The 15,789-nt window shown below is 71.5% G+C and carries 14 protein-coding genes, 1 tRNA gene and 1 pseudogene; 13 read left to right on the forward strand and 3 right to left on the reverse strand.

Annotation, left to right across the window (positions count from 1 at the left end; translation table 11 throughout):
* The first annotated feature begins 20 nt into the window (after positions 1–20).
* From E4N63_RS15560 to E4N63_RS15605, 10 genes are all read left to right on the forward strand, one after another.
* A complete protein-coding gene (locus E4N63_RS15560) occupies positions 21–518 on the forward strand; it encodes a hypothetical protein (protein WP_230240972.1) in 498 nt (165 codons plus the stop codon).
* Between the two features lie 20 nt (positions 519–538).
* Positions 539–1,084, forward strand: a complete 546-nt coding sequence (gene traA / locus E4N63_RS15565; protein ID WP_230240973.1) for a plasmid transfer protein TraA — start codon at positions 539–541, stop codon at positions 1,082–1,084.
* Between the two features lie 12 nt (positions 1,085–1,096).
* Positions 1,097–3,178: a plasmid transfer protein TraB gene (traB, locus tag E4N63_RS15570; protein WP_230240974.1), complete on the forward strand. Its 2,082-nt coding sequence runs from the start codon at positions 1,097–1,099 to the stop codon at positions 3,176–3,178.
* A 149-nt stretch (positions 3,179–3,327) separates the two neighbouring features.
* Positions 3,328–3,774 (forward strand): hypothetical protein, encoded by a 447-nt coding sequence (locus E4N63_RS15575; RefSeq protein WP_230240975.1) that lies wholly within the window; start codon positions 3,328–3,330, stop codon positions 3,772–3,774.
* Positions 3,775–3,784: 10 nt separating this feature from the next.
* Positions 3,785–4,579 carry a hypothetical protein gene (locus E4N63_RS15580; RefSeq protein WP_230240976.1) on the forward strand — a complete coding sequence of 265 codons (795 nt, stop codon included), beginning with the start codon at positions 3,785–3,787 and terminating at the stop codon, positions 4,577–4,579.
* A gap of 92 nt (positions 4,580–4,671) precedes the next feature.
* Positions 4,672–5,409 (forward strand): DNA methylase, encoded by a 738-nt coding sequence (locus E4N63_RS15585; protein WP_230240977.1) that lies wholly within the window; start codon positions 4,672–4,674, stop codon positions 5,407–5,409.
* A gap of 5 nt (positions 5,410–5,414) precedes the next feature.
* Positions 5,415–6,254 (forward strand): bifunctional DNA primase/polymerase, encoded by an 840-nt coding sequence (locus E4N63_RS15590; protein WP_374112873.1) that lies wholly within the window; start codon positions 5,415–5,417, stop codon positions 6,252–6,254.
* A 2-nt stretch (positions 6,255–6,256) separates the two neighbouring features.
* Positions 6,257–7,732 (forward strand): ATP-binding protein, encoded by a 1,476-nt coding sequence (locus E4N63_RS15595; protein WP_230240979.1) that lies wholly within the window; start codon positions 6,257–6,259, stop codon positions 7,730–7,732.
* Between the two features lie 513 nt (positions 7,733–8,245).
* Positions 8,246–8,431: a helix-turn-helix domain-containing protein gene (locus E4N63_RS15600; RefSeq protein WP_125626736.1), complete on the forward strand. Its 186-nt coding sequence runs from the start codon at positions 8,246–8,248 to the stop codon at positions 8,429–8,431.
* Positions 8,432–8,493: 62 nt separating this feature from the next.
* Positions 8,494–9,870: a site-specific integrase gene (locus E4N63_RS15605; protein ID WP_230240980.1), complete on the forward strand. Its 1,377-nt coding sequence runs from the start codon at positions 8,494–8,496 to the stop codon at positions 9,868–9,870.
* 56 nt (positions 9,871–9,926) lie between these two features.
* Here E4N63_RS15605 and E4N63_RS30640 read toward each other — a convergent pair whose 3' ends face one another.
* The 3 genes and pseudogenes from E4N63_RS30640 to E4N63_RS15615 all read right to left on the reverse strand — a co-directional run bounded on the left by E4N63_RS30640 (position 9,927) and on the right by E4N63_RS15615 (position 12,487).
* Positions 9,927–10,055, reverse strand: a complete 129-nt coding sequence (locus E4N63_RS30640) for a hypothetical protein (protein WP_268271014.1) — start codon at positions 10,053–10,055, stop codon at positions 9,927–9,929.
* Between the two features lie 313 nt (positions 10,056–10,368).
* Positions 10,369–10,455: transfer RNA gene (locus E4N63_RS15610), tRNA-Ser, on the reverse strand.
* Between the two features lie 468 nt (positions 10,456–10,923).
* A pseudogene (locus E4N63_RS15615) lies at positions 10,924–12,487 on the reverse strand (S1C family serine protease).
* A gap of 222 nt (positions 12,488–12,709) precedes the next feature.
* On the opposite strand from E4N63_RS15615, the gene E4N63_RS15620 reads away from it, so the two are divergent.
* From E4N63_RS15620 to E4N63_RS15630, 3 genes are all read left to right on the forward strand, one after another.
* Positions 12,710–13,531 carry a glycerophosphodiester phosphodiesterase gene (locus E4N63_RS15620; RefSeq protein ID WP_230240981.1) on the forward strand — a complete coding sequence of 274 codons (822 nt, stop codon included), beginning with the start codon at positions 12,710–12,712 and terminating at the stop codon, positions 13,529–13,531.
* A gap of 53 nt (positions 13,532–13,584) precedes the next feature.
* Complete coding sequence (locus E4N63_RS15625) at positions 13,585–14,208, forward strand: ATP-binding protein (RefSeq protein WP_125622553.1); 624 nt, start codon at positions 13,585–13,587, stop codon at positions 14,206–14,208.
* A 340-nt stretch (positions 14,209–14,548) separates the two neighbouring features.
* Positions 14,549–15,547, forward strand: a complete 999-nt coding sequence (locus E4N63_RS15630) for a DUF5926 family protein (RefSeq protein ID WP_230240982.1) — start codon at positions 14,549–14,551, stop codon at positions 15,545–15,547.
* The last annotated feature ends 242 nt before the right edge of the window (positions 15,548–15,789 follow it).

Here is a 15,789-nt window from a genome sequence, read left to right on the forward strand (position 1 = left end):
ACCTTCCTGGGAGTTTCGCTGTGTCCAGCCGTACCCGTACCCGCACCGTGAAGACGGCCGCGGGCGTCCACACCGTCCGTATCCCCCGCCAGCGGGGGCGCCGCTCCGACCCGTTCGTGATCGTCGTCCCCGAGCGTCCCTCCCTGACCCGCGAAGCCCTCGGCTTCGTGGGCCGTGGCTTGTGGAGTGTCCGCCGCGCCCTCGCCCCCACCGGTCTTTCCGTGGCCGCGTTCGTGGTGGCTGGGCTGCTGCACGTGATCGCCTGGTGGTCCGCTCTCGTCATCGCCCCGGTGGCGGCCGGGCCGGTGGTCTGGTTGCTGGTCATGCAGCGCCGCCGCCCGGCCCGCGCCGCCGCGCTCGCCTGGCGCATCGGTCTGGCCGCCCTCGCCACGCTCGCCGCGGTGTGGCTGGCCCTGGCCGCCGGGTTCGGCCCGCTGAACGGGCCGCTGGTCCTGCTGTGGCTGCTCATCGGGATCACCGCTCAGACCGTATGGCTCATCATCCGCCCGTCCCGCTGACCTGAAGGAGAGATCGTCTGATGGCGCAGAACACCAACGGCCAGCGTGCGCGCGGGCCCGTGAACGATCCCAAGACCGGCAAGTTCGCCAACGCCGGGGCCGCCGCCGGCGGGTTCGTCGGGGCGCTGGGCGGCTCGATCGTCCCGCCGATCAACGTCACCGTGAACAACGCCAGGCAGACGGGCGGCTCCAGCGGGCGCCGCCCGCACGCCGAAGCCCTGCTCCCGGCCCCGGACTTCACCTCCCCGGCGCAGGTGCGGAACTACTGCAACACCCTGCGGGCCGCCGCGGTGACGCTGTCGATCGAGGTGGCCATGGGGACCGAGATTCTCAAGGGCGTGCTCGCGGCCGTGCCGGACCCCGAGGGCCGCGCGTTCGGCTCCCGGATCCGCGCGGCGAAGGTCGCCCGGAAGATGAACCGGGCCGCCGATGACCTGCGCAGCGCCGCGAAGAACGCCGCCGCCTGCTACGCGACGTTCCAGCAGGAGTTCGAGGAAGAGATCAACCGCGTTCGTCACCGTGCCCGCAAGCCGCAGCAGCCGGTCATGAACTGGGCCCAGCAGTAAGGAGGTCGACCCATGGCAAGGAACAGCAGCAACCGTCTGCGGCACACCGACGTTCTCGGCGACGGCCGGGCCGGTGGCGCCTACTCCGGTATCGGTCTCCTTCCCGGCCAGTCCGCCAGTGGTGGCGTGGGCGCCTACCTCGTGCAGCGGGCCATGCCTCATCTGCCGCCGTGGGTGGCCGCCGCTGGTATCGGGATCGCCGGCGGGCTGGGCAGCCTCCAGTGGTCCGAGAGCGCGGCGGCCGGGGTCGGCCTGACCCTCGCCTCCGTCGGGCTCACCGGCGCCACTTGGTGGATGGGCAAGTCCACCACCCCCCAGCGGCGCCTCCACTCCGCCATCACCGTGGCCGCCGCATCCGCGTGGACCACGGCCGCGTGCCTGGCCGGGCCCACCGCGGGCCCGCTCCCCGACCTGTACCTGATGGGCGCCCCAGCGGTGGCGCTGTCCTGGAACATCCGGATGATCCTGCGCCGCAACGACGCCCCCACCGCAGAGAGCGGCGACAAGGGCCTGCTGGAGAAGGTCGGCCTGGCGCGGGCGCAGATCGGCAACGCCAAGGTGGAGCCCAACCGGGTCACCGCCCCGCTCGCGGTGGAGGCCGGTGAGCAGACCAACGACGACGTGAGCAAGGCCCTGAGCCGGATCGCCTCCGCCCTGGACCTGCCCACCTCCGCCGTGCGCTACCAGCCCGCCCCCGACTCCTCCCGCCGCGGCGAACTGGTCATCGTGCCCGAGGACATGCTCGCTGAGGCCGCGTACTGGGAGGGTCCGTCGAACCTGGGCGGCTCGATCGCCGATCCCCTGGTGATCGGCCGCTACGACGACGGCTCCCCGATGTTCCTGTGGCTGCCCGGCGACCCGGACGCCAGCCGCAACGGCACCCACGTGCTCATCGCAGGCGGCACCGGGTCGGGCAAGGGCGAGACCGCCCTCAACCTGCAAACGGAGATTCTGTCCCGGCGGGATGTGCTGCTGTGGCTGTCGGATCCGAAGATGTTCCAGGACTTCCGGCCGCTGCTGCCCGGCATCGACTGGGCCGCCGAGGGCGGCACCCCCACCGAAGTCATGGTGGAAGCGATCCAGGCCGTCATCCCCGCCCGCACCCGCTGGCTGGGCCAGCACCACTACCGCCAGTGGATCCCCGCGGCTGCCCAGGTGCAGAACGACCCCCAGCACACCTGCCGCACCGACGGCCGGGCCTGCGGCTGCGTGGGGATGCCGTACCTGGTGGCCTGGATGGAAGAGGCCGCCAGCACGCTGCGCAACCTCGGAGACGACGCGTTCACCGGCATCGCCCAGGAAGCCCGGTCCGCCGGCGTCTCGCTGATCGTGTCCCTCCAGCGGCCGTCCTACGACCAGATGTCCACCAGCACCCGTGCCTCCCTGCCGTCCGTGATCGCGCTCGGCTGCGACCCGCGGGATGAGTCGTTCTCCCTGCCGGACACCGTGCTGGACGCGGGCGCCCACCCCGGCGCCTGGGGCAACCGCCGCCCCGGCTACTGCTACCTCGTCACCCCCGGCATCGATGAGACCCGCTACGCCTCACCGGGCCGCACCTGGGGATTCGGCCCCGACGCCGTCTCCCGCATGGAAGTCCTCGCCGACTGGGCCCAGCGCAACGGCGCCACCGCCGACCCCGTCACCGCCGGCGCCGCCTCCAGCGTCGCCGGAAACGCCTACACCGGCCGCCCCACCCCTGGCGACACACCCACCGCCCACGCCACCACCGACGAGGACGACATGGACGACACCGGGTACGGGCCGCTGGTCGACCCCAAGGACGCCGACATCGACCCCGAAGCCGAACTCCCCGACGACGAACCGGGCGACGACGCCCCGATCTTCGGACAGGAGACCAGCCGCAAACCGTCGCCGGAAGAGGCCCGGCGCCTGTTCGCTCAGGCACTGGAGGAGTTCGAGCGGGCCGGGCACATGGTCGTCGGACCCAAGGACTTCATGGACTGGTGCGACCGGAACAACCTCTCCCGCCCGTGGGTCTCCGCGCGACTCAAGGAGGCCGCCCTGGAGGGCCGCCTGGAGCCGACGAACACCACCGGCCGGTGGCGCATCGTCCCCATCCTGACGGCCGCCTGACACCTGACACCGTCACGGCCGCCTGACACCCAAACCCCTAGGCAGACGCGGTGTCACGCGCTCCTGACGCCGTCCTCTGACACCCCCTGACGCACGGGCCCGCGCCACCACCGTGGCGCGGGCCCGCCGCCATCCCGGAGGGATCACCCGTGGACCACCCCGAACAGCCCACGGCCATCAAAGTCCACCAGCCGCAACCCATCACCCTGCACCCACCGGCCGCCTCGGTCGTCCCCGCCCAGCCGCACGCCGTGCCGGCCGTCGCGAGCGTCGTCCTGCCCGACGGCCGGGTCGTCACCGGCTACGCCGTCGAACCCACCCGGCCCGAACGAGCCGCCCCGGCGCCGGTCGTCTCCCGTGGGGCGGTGAACGTCGCCCTCGGCGGCGTCGGCTTCCTCTCGGTCTGTGGCGGACTGCTGATGCTCACCACCTTCATCACCGCCCTGGCCACGCTCGTCACCCAGCTCATCACCCTGGCCGCCGTCATCTTCGGCGGCGCCATCGCCGTCCGCGTCCTCGGCCCCGGCCGCCACGGCGACGGAACCACGGTCAACATCCGCCGGGCGGTCTTCAAGCGCAACCACTTCCACGGCTGAGGAGGGCACGTTGCGGTTCTACCTGACCACGCACAAGCGACATTGGGTGCGGCTGACCGACGTGCCGTTGTTCTTGAAGTCCGAGCACTTCACCAACGCGGTCAAGCTCGATGAGGCGCGCGGCCCCTACGCCGTCGACTCCGGCGGATTCTCGGAGCTCCAGCGGCACGGCCGCTGGACCCGCACCCCCCGCCAATACATCGACGACCTGCGGCGCATCTGGGAGCACGTCGGCCCCTACGACTGGGCCGCCCCACAGGACTGGATGTGCGAAGACCTCATCATCCACGGCGGCACGGCCGGACCCCTCACCTTCACCGGCACCCACCTCAGCGTCCCCGAACACCAGCGACGCACCGTCGCCAACTTCCTCGAACTGCGCTCCCTCGCCCCCGACCTGCGCATAGCCCCCGTCCTCCAGGGCCGCACGATCGCGGACTACGAACGGTGCGCCGAACTGTACGAACGGGCCGGGGTCGACCTGACCCGCGAACCCACCGTCGGACTCGGCTCCGTCTGCCGCCTGCAATCCACCCACCAAGGAGCAGCGATCGTCACCGCCATGGCCGCCCGCAGGCTCAAGCTCCACGGCTTCGGCTTCAAAACCCTCGGCCTGGAACGGGTCGGGCACCTGCTCGCCTCCGCCGACTCCGCCGCCTGGAGCTACCACGCCCGCCGACGGCCCCCACTGCCCGGCCACACCCACAAAAACTGCGCCAACTGCATCGACTACGCCATGCGCTGGCGTACCCGCGTCCTGGCCGGCCTGCCGCCCTGGCAACAGCCCCTCCTCGACGCGGCCTAGCTACGCCAAGGGCGGCCCCCCTCTCACGCCAATGAATGCGGGGCCGCCCTTGCCCACCTGGCCACTCATCTGACCTGTGGAGGTTTCCCAGCATGACGCAACCCACCGTCATCCGGCGAGCGCCGGACACGTTCCGCCCCTTCCGGGTGCTGGACGCCTACTCGTGCATCGGCGGAGCCACCAAAGGCATCAAGCGCGCCATCCCCGGCGCGCACGTCACCGGCGTCGACATCCAGGCGCAGCCGGACTACTGCGGCGACGTCTTCCACCAGGGCGACGCGATCGAGTTCATCCGCGCGCACGGCCACGAATTCGACTTCATCCACGCCTCTCCGCCCTGCCAGGGGGAGGGTGCCCCGACCAAGGGCACCAACCGTGCGCGCAACGCGGCCATCGGCCGGACTTATCCCCGGCTCATCGCCCCGACCCGGGCCGCGCTGGAGGCGACGGGGCGGCCGTACGTGATCGAGAACGTGGCCGGCTCCGAGGTCCGCAAGGACCTGCGCTTGTGCGGAGAGATGTTCGGCCTGGGCGTGCTCATGCACCGCTACTTCGAGTTGGGCGGCTGGACCACCGCGCAGCTGGCCCATCCCCGGCACCGGGGCTACGTGCGCGGCTGGCGGCACGGCGTCTACCGCAACGGCCCGTACGTCGCTGCCTACGGCGCCGGTGGAGGCAAGGCCACCGTGGAGGAGATCCGCGCCGCGAAGGGCATCGACTGGTCGACCGATCACTTGCGGCTGCGGGAAGCGCTCCCGCCCGCCTACACCGAGTACATCGGCCGCGCCTACCTCGCCACCCTCGCCGCCGAGCTGGAGGTTGCGGCATGAGCCTCATGCCCGCACACCTGCGGGCGGCGCTGACGCTGGCCGCTACCGGTGTGCCGGTGCTACCCCTGCCCGCGGGCAAGAGGCCGTTCGGCAACTGCCCCGCCTGCGCGCACAACGCGTGCGGCGGCCGGCCGAACATGAAGAGCGCGGGCCCGTGCCAGTGCCCGGATGTCTGCCACGCGTGGGCCGCCGCCACCACCGACCCGGCCGTGCTCACCTCCCCGGCGTGGAGGGCCGCATGGCGGCGGGCCGTGACCGTCGCCTACCACCCCGGAGCCGCCGGGCTGACCGTGGTGGACCTGGACGACGCGGCGGCCGTCGACTGGGCCCGCGAGACTCTGCTCGGCACACGGACCGTGGAGACGACGCGCGGTGAGCACTGGATCTACCGGGGCGCCATGCAGTCGGCCAACGCCGTACGGCCCGGCGTCGACATCAAGTCGACCATGTCCTACGCCCGCTATCTCGGCCCCGGAACCGGCACCATGACCGACCTCCCGGAGACCGTCCGCGCGCTGCCGGTGAAGGAGCCCCCCACGGTCCGGCCGGCACTGCACGCCGCCGCCGTGCCCGCAGGAGCCGGGGGCGGTGCGTGTCCTCACCGCACGCCCGCCTATCTGGAGGGTGGCCTCGCCATGGCGGAGCAGCGCATCGCCGAGGCCCGCAGTGCGGTGCACGCGACCGTGTACCGGACGTTCCTGGCCGTGTTGTCCACGCATGGCCGGTGCGGCTGCCTCACCGATGCCCACATGACCCGGCTGTTCACCGCCGCGCAGGCCAAGGGCGAATCGCCCCGGCACTGCGCGGATGCGTGGACGAACGCTCGCAACCGGTTGGGACTGTGACCATGTCTGATGACGACAAGACCCCGGCGCGTGAGGTCATCACCGACTACGCGCAGGCGCATTTCCGGTACTTCCGCACCGCGGATGGGACCGTGTACGCGCAGAAGAACGGCCATCCCGTGGCCCGCCCGATCCGCTCCCAGGGCACGACGGGCAGCCACCGCCAGGAACTCATGGTCGGCCTCTTCCGCGACGGACTGGGCGTGTTCAACGGCACCGCCCTGAAGGAAGCGCTGGACTTGATCGAAGCCCTGGCGCTGGCGGAGGAGGTGCAGCCCGTTCACATCCGCGTTGCTCCCGGGTTCGACGGGGCGACGTGGCTGGACCTGGGACGCAGCGACGGGCAGTCGGTCCGTATCCACCCCACCGGCTGGGACATCGTCACTCCGGACCCGCGGGAGGTGTGCTGGCGGCGCACCCAGCTCACCGGCGAACTGCCCCTGCCGGCCAAGGACACCGAGGGTAAGGGCATCGATCTGCTGTTGAGGCTGTGCAACTTCGCGGGCACGGAGACCGAGTGCCTGGCCGTCGCCTGGCTGATCGGTTGTCTCGGGCCGTCGGTGCCGGTGCCTGCTCCGTTCCTCACCGGCCCGCAGGGTGCGGGGAAGTCCACCGGTGGGCGGATGCTCGTGCGGATCATTGAGGGCATGAGCGGCGACCTGCGGCGGGCGCCGAAGGATGAAGAGAACCTGATCGCGGCCGTGGCCGCCGGATGGGTCACCGCCCTGGACAACCTCTCCCACATGACCCCGGACCTCTCCGACGCCATGTGCTGCATCGTCACCGGCGCCGAGAACGTCAAACGCGCCCTGTACACCGACGGCGACGTCGTCCGAGCCCGCTACCGCCGCCCCATGCTGCTCACCGGCATCGACGTCGGCGTCATCCGGCCCGACCTCGCCGAACGCCTCCTGCCCCTGCGACTGGAGCGCCCCCGCATCCGCCGCACCGAGGCAGAGCTATGGGCGGAGTACGCAGAAGCCCTGCCGGCCATTCTCGGGTCCCTGCTCGACCTCACCGTCAAGGTCCGCGCGGCTGAAGCGGAGACCCCCACCGACCTGCGGATGGCGGACTTCGCGCACCTGTGCGCGCAACTCGACGCGGCAACGGGCCTGGGAGCTCTCGACGCCTACCGGCGGAGCCTGGACGACCTCAACGACGACGTGATCGAGGGCGACTTGCTCGCGCAGACCGTCCTCCGGCACGCCGAGACCCTTGGACCGGGCGCGGAGCAGCGGATGACCTCCACCGAGTGGCTGCACTGCCTCAGCCGCCTCTACACGGGCGAGGACTTCCGTCCCCTGCCCAAAGGGTGGCCCACCACGGGCAAGGTCCTCTCCGACCGCCTCAAGCGCCTCCAGCCCACCCTGGCCGCCCGCGGTGTCCTCATCGACTCCGGCCGCACCAGCGAAGGCCGCTACCTCGAAATGACCCGCCCGAAAGACCCGCCACCGCGCGAGCCGAAGCGGATGTTCTGACCCGCGCCCCGCGTGCTCGACCGGACAAGCAAGAAGAGCACCCGGCGACGCGTGCTCTTCTTGCTGTTCGGCGGAACGCCGCCCGAAGGTCGCGCCGCGCAGCGGCTCCTTCTTCACGCTCGAAGCAGCACCCGCACCACAACAGACACCACCCCCTTCTTTTGTCCTAAGAGGGGAGACGCTGCGTCATCTGCGTCATGCAGGCCGGAAAAACGGCCCCTGACCTGCGGCTAGAGGCATGACGCAGACGGCCGTCCCTGCGTCATTCTGCGTCATCTGCGTCACCGGATGACGCAGCCCATGACGCGCCAATGACGCACCCCCAAACCACTGCGTCACGCAAAACCGCAGGTCAGAAGCGCGAATGACGCTGATGACGCAATGACGCAGAAATCCGCACCTCGGACAGACGCGACCCCGACCGCCCAAGACGCCCTGAGGCGTCGAGGGCCGCGAACCACAGCAATGCGCACCCAACACGCCGGATCCACCTCCCTGCGAAGGAGACGCCCCGTGGCCAGCACCGAAAAGCTCAAGCTCCGCGAAGTGCTCGAAGAGATCGAGATGAGCCGCGCCGCCTTCTACCGCCTGCGCGCCCGCGGCAAGGCCCCCAAGCTGATCAAGCTGCCCAACGGGCAGCTCCGATGCCGCCGCAGCGACTTGGACGCGTGGTGGGCCAAGCACGAGATGTCTGCCTGATCCACGACCGCCCCGAAGGGACCCCGCCGAACGGCGGGGTCCCTTCATCGTGAAGGAGAGCAATGCACAGCTACGACGTGCGCATTTGGAGCGTCCGAAAGCGTCCGAGCAAGGCCGCTCCGTTCCAGCTCCGTTGGCAGGTGGACGGGACAGAGCATCAGGAGAAGTTCGCCACGAAGACGCTCGCGGATGCTCGCCGCGCGGAGTTGCTGACCGCGACGCGCAAAGGCGAGCCGTTCGACACGGAGACCGGGCTTCCCGTGTCTGAGGTGCGCGAGCGGAACCGCACGAGCTGGTACGCCCACGCCCGTGAGCACGCCGCACGGAAGTGGCCAACCGCAGCGGCAAAGCACCGCGCGAGCATCGCGGAGAGCCTCACCATTGCCACGATGGCTCTGTGCCCGACGGGGAAGGGCCGTCCGGCGGACGACCTCTTGCGGCGGGCGCTCTACCAATGGGCGTTCAACGCCGGACGCCACGGCCAGGAACCGCCGGAGGCGGAGAGTAAGGCGCTGACATGGGTGGAACGCAACGCGCCGGCCGTCATCGACCTGGACAACCCCAGACGCGTGCGCACGGTGCTGGAGCACCTGGCCCAGCGGCAGGACGGCAAGCCAGCCGCCGCCAACACGTTCCGGCGCCGCCGTGCGGTGCTCAGTAACTGCCTGCGCCTGGCCGTCGAGCACGAGCTGCTGCCCGGCAACCCGCTGCACCGGGTCCACTGGGAGACACCCAAAGCAGTGGAAGAGCTGGACGTGCGCAGCGTCGCCACACCGACGCAGGCTCGGGTGCTGCTGGAGGCCGTCCGCGCGCAGGGTCCCCGCGGTGCCCATCTGGTCGGGTTCTTCGCGTGCATCTACTACGCCGCGATGCGCCCGGAAGAAGTGTCCATGCTCAGCGCCGAACAGTGCGACCTGCCCTCGGAGGGATGGGGCAGGCTCATGCTGGCCGGCGCCCGGCCCCAGGTGGGCTCGGCCTGGACCGATGACGGCAAGCCGTACGAGGAACGGCAGTTGAAGCACCGTGCCCGTCGTGCGGTCCGTCCCGTGCCCATCCCGCCCGTACTGGTTGGCATCCTGCGCGAGCACCTCGAAGCCATCGGGGCTACGGCCGACGACCGGCTGTTCAGCGCCGTGCGTGGCGGTCCGGTCCGGTCGCAGGAGTACGGCGCGGTGTGGAAGGAGGCCCGCCGGAAGGCGCTCACGCCCGCGCAGGTCGCTTCTCCGCTGGCCGCCATCCCGTACGACCTGCGGCACGCGTGCGTGTCGTTCTGGCTCCGCTCCGGGGTGAGCCTGGCCGAGACTGCCCGCCGCGCGGGACAGAGCGTCGCTGTACTCCAGCGCTACTACGCCAAGGTGTTGGACGGTGAGGAGGACAGGATGAACGCTCTAATTGAGCAGGGTCTGGCAGAACACGATAGCGGCGCCGAAAGAGCGTGAGTCGTCATCCTCACTGGTCCGGCGCGTGGGAAGGGGGGCCCGCCGCGCCGGTGCGGTCAGAGATCGCCGCCGCGAACAAGCTCCACAATGACAGCCCACAGAGCGCGAACGCTCAGGGCTACCGCTACCCGTGCAGCAAGTTCCCGAAGGATCTTCGCCCGCTTGGTCGACGGTTCGTCGGCCATGTCTCCCTCCTTTCGGTGTAGAACCGGCCTCCCGAGCTGAGCAAGCCGCCCAGTCAGGCCGGTCCCTCCCCCTACGAAGAAGACGAGACGTTCCAAACGTAGCTACTAGCCGGACGCTTCGATAGACCGCACATGTGTGCGTGATCAGTAGCAGCCCTTGGCCGGTACGCCGTCCCGACACCTGGCCGCAGGTTGGCCGCACGCGCTGGTCAGAGTTGGGATACCGGCGATTCAGGGTGAGACAAGGTGAACGCAGAGAGGGTGCCCCGGTGGACGGGACACCCTCTCTGACCTGCAACGTCTATGACCTGCGCGGAGGGTGTGGGATTTGAACCCACGGTGGTGTCGCCACCACGACGGTTTTCAAGACCGTTCCCTTAGGCCGCTCGGGCAACCCTCCCTCGCCCCCGCCCACCTGCGGCGGAAGCACCTACAGCCTACCTGGCGGGCCCAGCCGTAGGGCTCTTGGTCCGTCCCTCGGCCGTGACCTCGGAGACTGTGCTTCCGGCCGCTCGGCGCCACGGGCAGGCGTCCCCATGCTAAGCGGCACGATCGCTTCCCTGGGGGCAGTTGAGGAAGCGGCACGCCTTGCTCAGGCGGATGACCGTGCCGTCGAGCGGGTGGTCTCCGCAGTCGTGGGCTGGACGAGATGCCCACTACGGCTTTCAGGACCATCCCCGCAGGCCGCTCGGGTAACCCTTTCCCGCGCCGGCCCCGGGCCGGGGTGTGGTGCGTTCGGGGCCCTCCTCGCCGTTCGTGGCGGGGAGGGCCCCGAGGGTGGTGCTTGAGTTGCCGGCCTGGCTCCCGTGCCCCGGGCTCAGCCGTATCGGCCGGGGTCGGTGTCGGGGAGCGTCCGGTGGGCTCCCGGTCAGTCGCCCTTGCGCTGGCCCAGGGTGACGTCGACCGTGGTCTCCTTGCCGTCGCGCTCGTAGGTGATCTTCACGGTCTCGCCCGGCTCGTGGGTCCAGATCTCGCTGATCAGGGTCGGGCCGCTGTCGATGACGGTGTCGTCCAGCTTGGTGATGACGTCGCCGGGCTTCAGGCCCGCCTTGTCGGCCGGTCCGCCCTCGGTGATCGGATCGCTGCCGCCCTGGCCGGTTTCGGGGATGCGGGCGCCCTCGCTCTGCTGCCGCATGTCGACCTGGACGCCGATCACCGGGTAGATGGGCTCCCCGGTCTCGATGAGGTTTTCGGCGACGCGCTTGGCCTGGTTGATCGGGATGGCGAAGCCCAGGCCGATGCTGCCGGCCTGCGATTCGCCGAAGCCCCCGCCACCCGCCGACTGGATCGCCGAGTTGATGCCGATCACGGCGCCCTGGGCGTTGAGCAGCGGGCCGCCGGAGTTGCCCGGGTTGATCGACGCGTCGGTCTGCAGGGCGCTCATGTACGAGGCGTTGCTGCTGCCGCCGTCGCTGGAGGCGACCGGGCGGTTCTTGGCGCTGACGATGCCCGTGGTCACGGTCCCGGAGAGGCCGAAGGGAGCGCCGATGGCGATCGTGGCGTCGCCGACCGCGACCTTCTTGTCCGAGTCCCCCAGCGGCAGCGGCTTGAGATCCGCGTCCGAGGCGTTCTTGAGTTTGATCACGGCCACGTCATAGCCCTCGGCGCGGCCGACGATCTCGGCCTGGTACTCCTTGCCGTTGGAGAAGGTGGCGGTGAGCTTGCCGCCTTCCGCCGCGGAGGCCACCACGTGGTTGTTGGTGAGGATGTGGCCTTCCTTGTCGTAGACGAAGCCGGTGCCGGTGCCGCCCTCGGCCTCCTGACCGCCGCCCTGGGCGTTCAGCGTGACGACGCTGGGGAGCGCACGCTGCGCTATTCCGGCGACGGAGTCCGGGGCACGGTCGAGAACGTCCGGGTCGCCGGGGGCCGAGACCGTCGTCGAGCCTCCGTTGTTCTGCTCGGCGGCCCAGAAGCCGAGGCCGCCGCCGACACCGCCCGCGACCAGCGCGGCGGCGAGTACGGCCGCCACCAGCCCGCCGCGGCCCTTCTTACCCGGCTTACCCGGCGCGACACCGGGCGGCGGGGGTACGTGCCCCGGGGCGCCCCAGCCCGCAGCGCCGGAGGGGCGGCGGCGGAGGCCAGGCGGCGCTTCCCGCACCCGCACCCGGCCCCTGGGCCGCTCCGTGCGCCGCGAGGCCGGCACCGTCGGCGGGAGCGCCGTACTGCTGTCCCTCTCCGGCCCGCACTCCCTCGGCGCCGTGGCCGTCTGCCGGAGCCGGCTGGTGCTCCGGTACGGCCGGCTGCTCCGGCGGCCAACCGCCCGCCGCCGCGCCGGGCTCGGGCCGCGGAAGCGGGTAGTCCGACTGCGCCGCGCTCCCGCCGGAAGGACCCTCCGGGCCGGGCGGCGGCGCGGAGGGCGGGCTGGGCGGCGCTCCCGGCGCCGGCCGCTCCGTTCCCGGCGGAACGGCGGCGCCCTCGTTCTCGGTGCTCACGGCATTCTCCTTGGGTGCGCGAAAAATCTCGAGTCACGGCCCACAGTGCTGCATGTCCACCACCAGCTTTCCCCACGGCGTGTCAGGGCGCTGTAAGCGCGGCGGCTCACCCGCCCGCCCTTCCTTCCGGACATAACGCACGGCTTCCATGATGCCCGGGTCTCCGGACAGCGGCCGTTCACCCTGTGTGCCCGCAGGGGTGGCACCATAACGCGGTGACCGATGCGCCCGGCCCCGGCCTCCGCCCGGGGCCCCACCACCGCTGTCGTCGCCCACCGCGGCTCCTCGGAGGAGGCCCCGGAGCACACGCTGGCCGCGTACCGCAGAGCCATCGAGGACGGCGCCGACGCCCTGGAGTGCGATGTGCGGCTCACCGCCGACGGGCACCTCGTCTGCGTCCACGACCGGCGGGTGGACCGTACGTCCAACGGCCGGGGAGCCGTGTCGGCGCTGGAGCTCTCCGAGTTGGCCGCGCTCGACTTCGGCTCCTGGAAGGACCGGGACGAGGCACCGGACTGGGAACGCACATCCGTCCTCACCCTCGAACGCCTGCTCGAACTTGTCTGCGACACCGACCGCCGGATCGAACTCGCCATCGAGACGAAGCACCCGACCCGCTGGGCCGGCCAGGTCGAGGAGAGGCTGCTGGACCTGCTCCGCCGGTTCGGGCTGACCGATCCGCCCCGGGGCGAGGACTCAGCCGTACGGGTGATGAGCTTCTCGGCCCGTTCCCTGCACCGCGTCCGGGTGGCAGCGCCCCGCATACCCACCGTCTACCTGATGCAGTTCGTCTCGCCGCGCCTGCGCGACGGGCGGCTGCCCGCCGGGGCCCGGATCGCCGGGCCGAGCATGCGGATCCTGCGGAACCAGCCCGAGTACGTCGCCCGCGCGCACCGGGCGGGCAACGAGGTCCACGTCTGGACCGTCGACGACCCCGCCGACGTCGAGCGGTGCGTGAGCCTCGGCGTGGACGCCATCATCACCAACCGGCCCGGGAGAGTTCTGTCACAACTCGGGCGCGCGGACGGCCCCCGGAACGGCTGAATTCCCCGGTGGGGAGCGCACCGGCGCGTTCAGTACGTCGTCGATCGCGCGGAGTGCGCCACCGGATCGCTTATGGCCGGTTTCCGGCCCACCGGGGGAGGGCATCCATCCTCTGGCGTGGGGCGAAGGAGGTCTCGGGGGTGGCGTTGGTGGTGGCACAGGAAGTGCCGACTTCATCGAGCATGGCCGTGCCCCATGGGCCTTCGGGCGTGGGCATGGCACGGCGCCGGATGCGCGAGGGACTGGGCATGAGCGGCGTTCCCGAGGGAGTCGTCGACGATGCGGTCCTGGTCCTGTCGGAGCTCCTCAGCAACGCCTGCCGCCACGGCAGGCCCCTGCGGACCGGGCTTCCGGGCTGCGGCGAGGGCGAAGCGGTGCGCGCGGCCTGGCGGGTGGACGAATTCGGGCGTTTGACCGTTGAGGTGACAGACGGGGGCGGTCCGACCCGACCACTTCCGGCCACTCCGTCCGTAACGGCCCGCGGCGGCCGCGGGCTCAACATCATCAGATCCCTCGCCCAGGACTGGGGGGTCCGGGACGAGATGAGCGGTGAGGTGACCGTCTGGGCCCGCTTCGCCCCGGTGACGCGGAACCGCGGGAACGGCCTCGGTGACCGGCTGGACCTGGGCGCGCTGCCCGGGCTCGAGGTCGCCGATCTGCTGGACGATCTGGCCTGACGGGCACGCGGCCGCACCGAGCACCGGCGCACGGCAGCCGGGCGCGCCCCGGGGCTGGGGGCACGGACCCGTACAGCCGCAGTGCACGCAGCCGGGCGGCACGTTTCGCGGCCGCTCCCCTCGCCGAGGCCGTGCGGCACCCGTTGCGTGTCCGGCCGGGCTCCTCCTTCCGCGGCGGCCTGCCGAGGACCGGCTCCGCCGTCCGCTTCCCGCCCGGCGCTCGCCGCCCCGGCCGACGCAGGCCACGCCGCCGGCCCTCCGCGTTCGGCGGGCGGAGCCCCTGCGAGAGGCTAGGCTCGGCGGCCAAGACCTACCGCCGCACCCGGGAGAAAGCCACGCCATGGCGAAGAAGCGACCTCAGACCAAGGCCGGCAAGTCGTCCTCCGCGCGGGGCTCCGGCGTCCGCCCGGCGGCCGTCGCCGATGCCGACATCCCCGTCGTCGGCGCCCGCGAACCCTGCCCCTGCGGCTCGGGCCGCCGCTACAAGGCCTGCCACGGACGGGCCGCCGCCCAAGCCGTGACCGAACTCGTCCAGCGGCCCTTCGAGGGGCTGCCGGGTGAGTGCGACTGGGTGGCCCTGCGCGAACTGGTCCCGGCGGCGACGGCCGAGCTGCGGCTCAAGGAGCCGCTGCCCGACGGCGTGCCCTCGGTGACCCTGGCGACCGTCCTGCCGATGGCCTGGCCCGCGCTGCGCCGGGACACCGGCGCCGTCCTCCTGGCGCTCCAGAACGACACCGCCTCCGGTGACATCAGCCGCGATCTGGCGGATGTGCTCGGCCGCGCCCTGACCGCCACGCCGGGCAGCCCGATCGCCGCCGAGCGGGTGCCGGCCGGCGGACCGCGCCTGCAGGACCTGCTGGACACCGGGGCTCCGTTCACGCCGGTGATCCACGACGGGTTCGAGTTCTGGCTGGAGGACGCCTCGAACACCACTCCGGAGGTGGCCGCCTCCCTGGAGCGGGCGAACGAGGCGGCCATCCCGACCGTCCGGCTGTCCGGCGTCGACGCCGCGTACTGGTGCGAGACACCGGAGAAGAACCATCTGCGGTGGGTGATGCCCCACCCCGAGGAGCAGCTGCTCGACGCGCTGGCACGGCTGCACGCCGCGGGTACCTCCTCGCTCGGCGAGGGCACCCGGCTCGTCGGCTCCTTCCGGGCGCACGGTCTGCTGGTCCCGGTGTGGGACCTGCCGCGCGGCATGAGCGCCGACGACACCGAGAAGCCGGCGGCGGCGTTCGCCGAGCGGCTCGGTGAGGTGCTCGGCGCGACGGATCCGCTGAGCCCGGAGGAGCGCCGGGCCCGCGGCGGCCTCACGAACCGTCAAGTCACGCTCAGCTGACCTGAGATGGCAACCGCTGCGGTAGGAGTGATTCCTGTCACACCAGCTTCTACCGAGCAGTAAATTCCCCCTCGGATCCGCGCGATCGAATTTGCGAACGGCCGATCTCTTGTTACCGTTCTAGGAGCCCGGTCGCTGGTGCATCCCCCGTCGCCAGCGACCGGGCCTTTCCATGTCCGGCGCCGGGTACGCCTGGTCGGTCTCGCGTCCGGTCCCCGGAGCACCGGGAGCGCGGCGGGGAA

The organism is Streptomyces sp. MNU89 (genome assembly GCF_020982505.1).
Taxonomy (GTDB): domain Bacteria; phylum Actinomycetota; class Actinomycetes; order Streptomycetales; family Streptomycetaceae; genus Streptomyces; species Streptomyces xinghaiensis.

Excerpts from the sequence above, each read along its gene's own strand:
- traA (WP_230240973.1), top strand. The coding sequence starts at position 539 with ATGGCGCAGAACACCAACGGCCAGCGTGCGCGCGGGCCCGTGAACGAT.
- traB (WP_230240974.1), top strand. The coding sequence starts at position 1,097 with ATGGCAAGGAACAGCAGCAACCGTCTGCGGCACACCGACGTTCTCGGC.
- E4N63_RS15585 (WP_230240977.1), top strand. The coding sequence starts at position 4,672 with ATGACGCAACCCACCGTCATCCGGCGAGCGCCGGACACGTTCCGCCCC.
- E4N63_RS15590 (WP_374112873.1), top strand. The coding sequence starts at position 5,415 with ATGCCCGCACACCTGCGGGCGGCGCTGACGCTGGCCGCTACCGGTGTG.
- E4N63_RS15595 (WP_230240979.1), top strand. The coding sequence starts at position 6,257 with ATGTCTGATGACGACAAGACCCCGGCGCGTGAGGTCATCACCGACTAC.
- E4N63_RS15605 (WP_230240980.1), top strand. The coding sequence starts at position 8,494 with ATGCACAGCTACGACGTGCGCATTTGGAGCGTCCGAAAGCGTCCGAGC.
- E4N63_RS30640 (WP_268271014.1), bottom strand. The coding sequence starts at position 10,055 with ATGGCCGACGAACCGTCGACCAAGCGGGCGAAGATCCTTCGGGAACTT.
- E4N63_RS15620 (WP_230240981.1), top strand. The coding sequence starts at position 12,710 with ATGCGCCCGGCCCCGGCCTCCGCCCGGGGCCCCACCACCGCTGTCGTC.
- E4N63_RS15630 (WP_230240982.1), top strand. The coding sequence starts at position 14,549 with ATGGCGAAGAAGCGACCTCAGACCAAGGCCGGCAAGTCGTCCTCCGCG.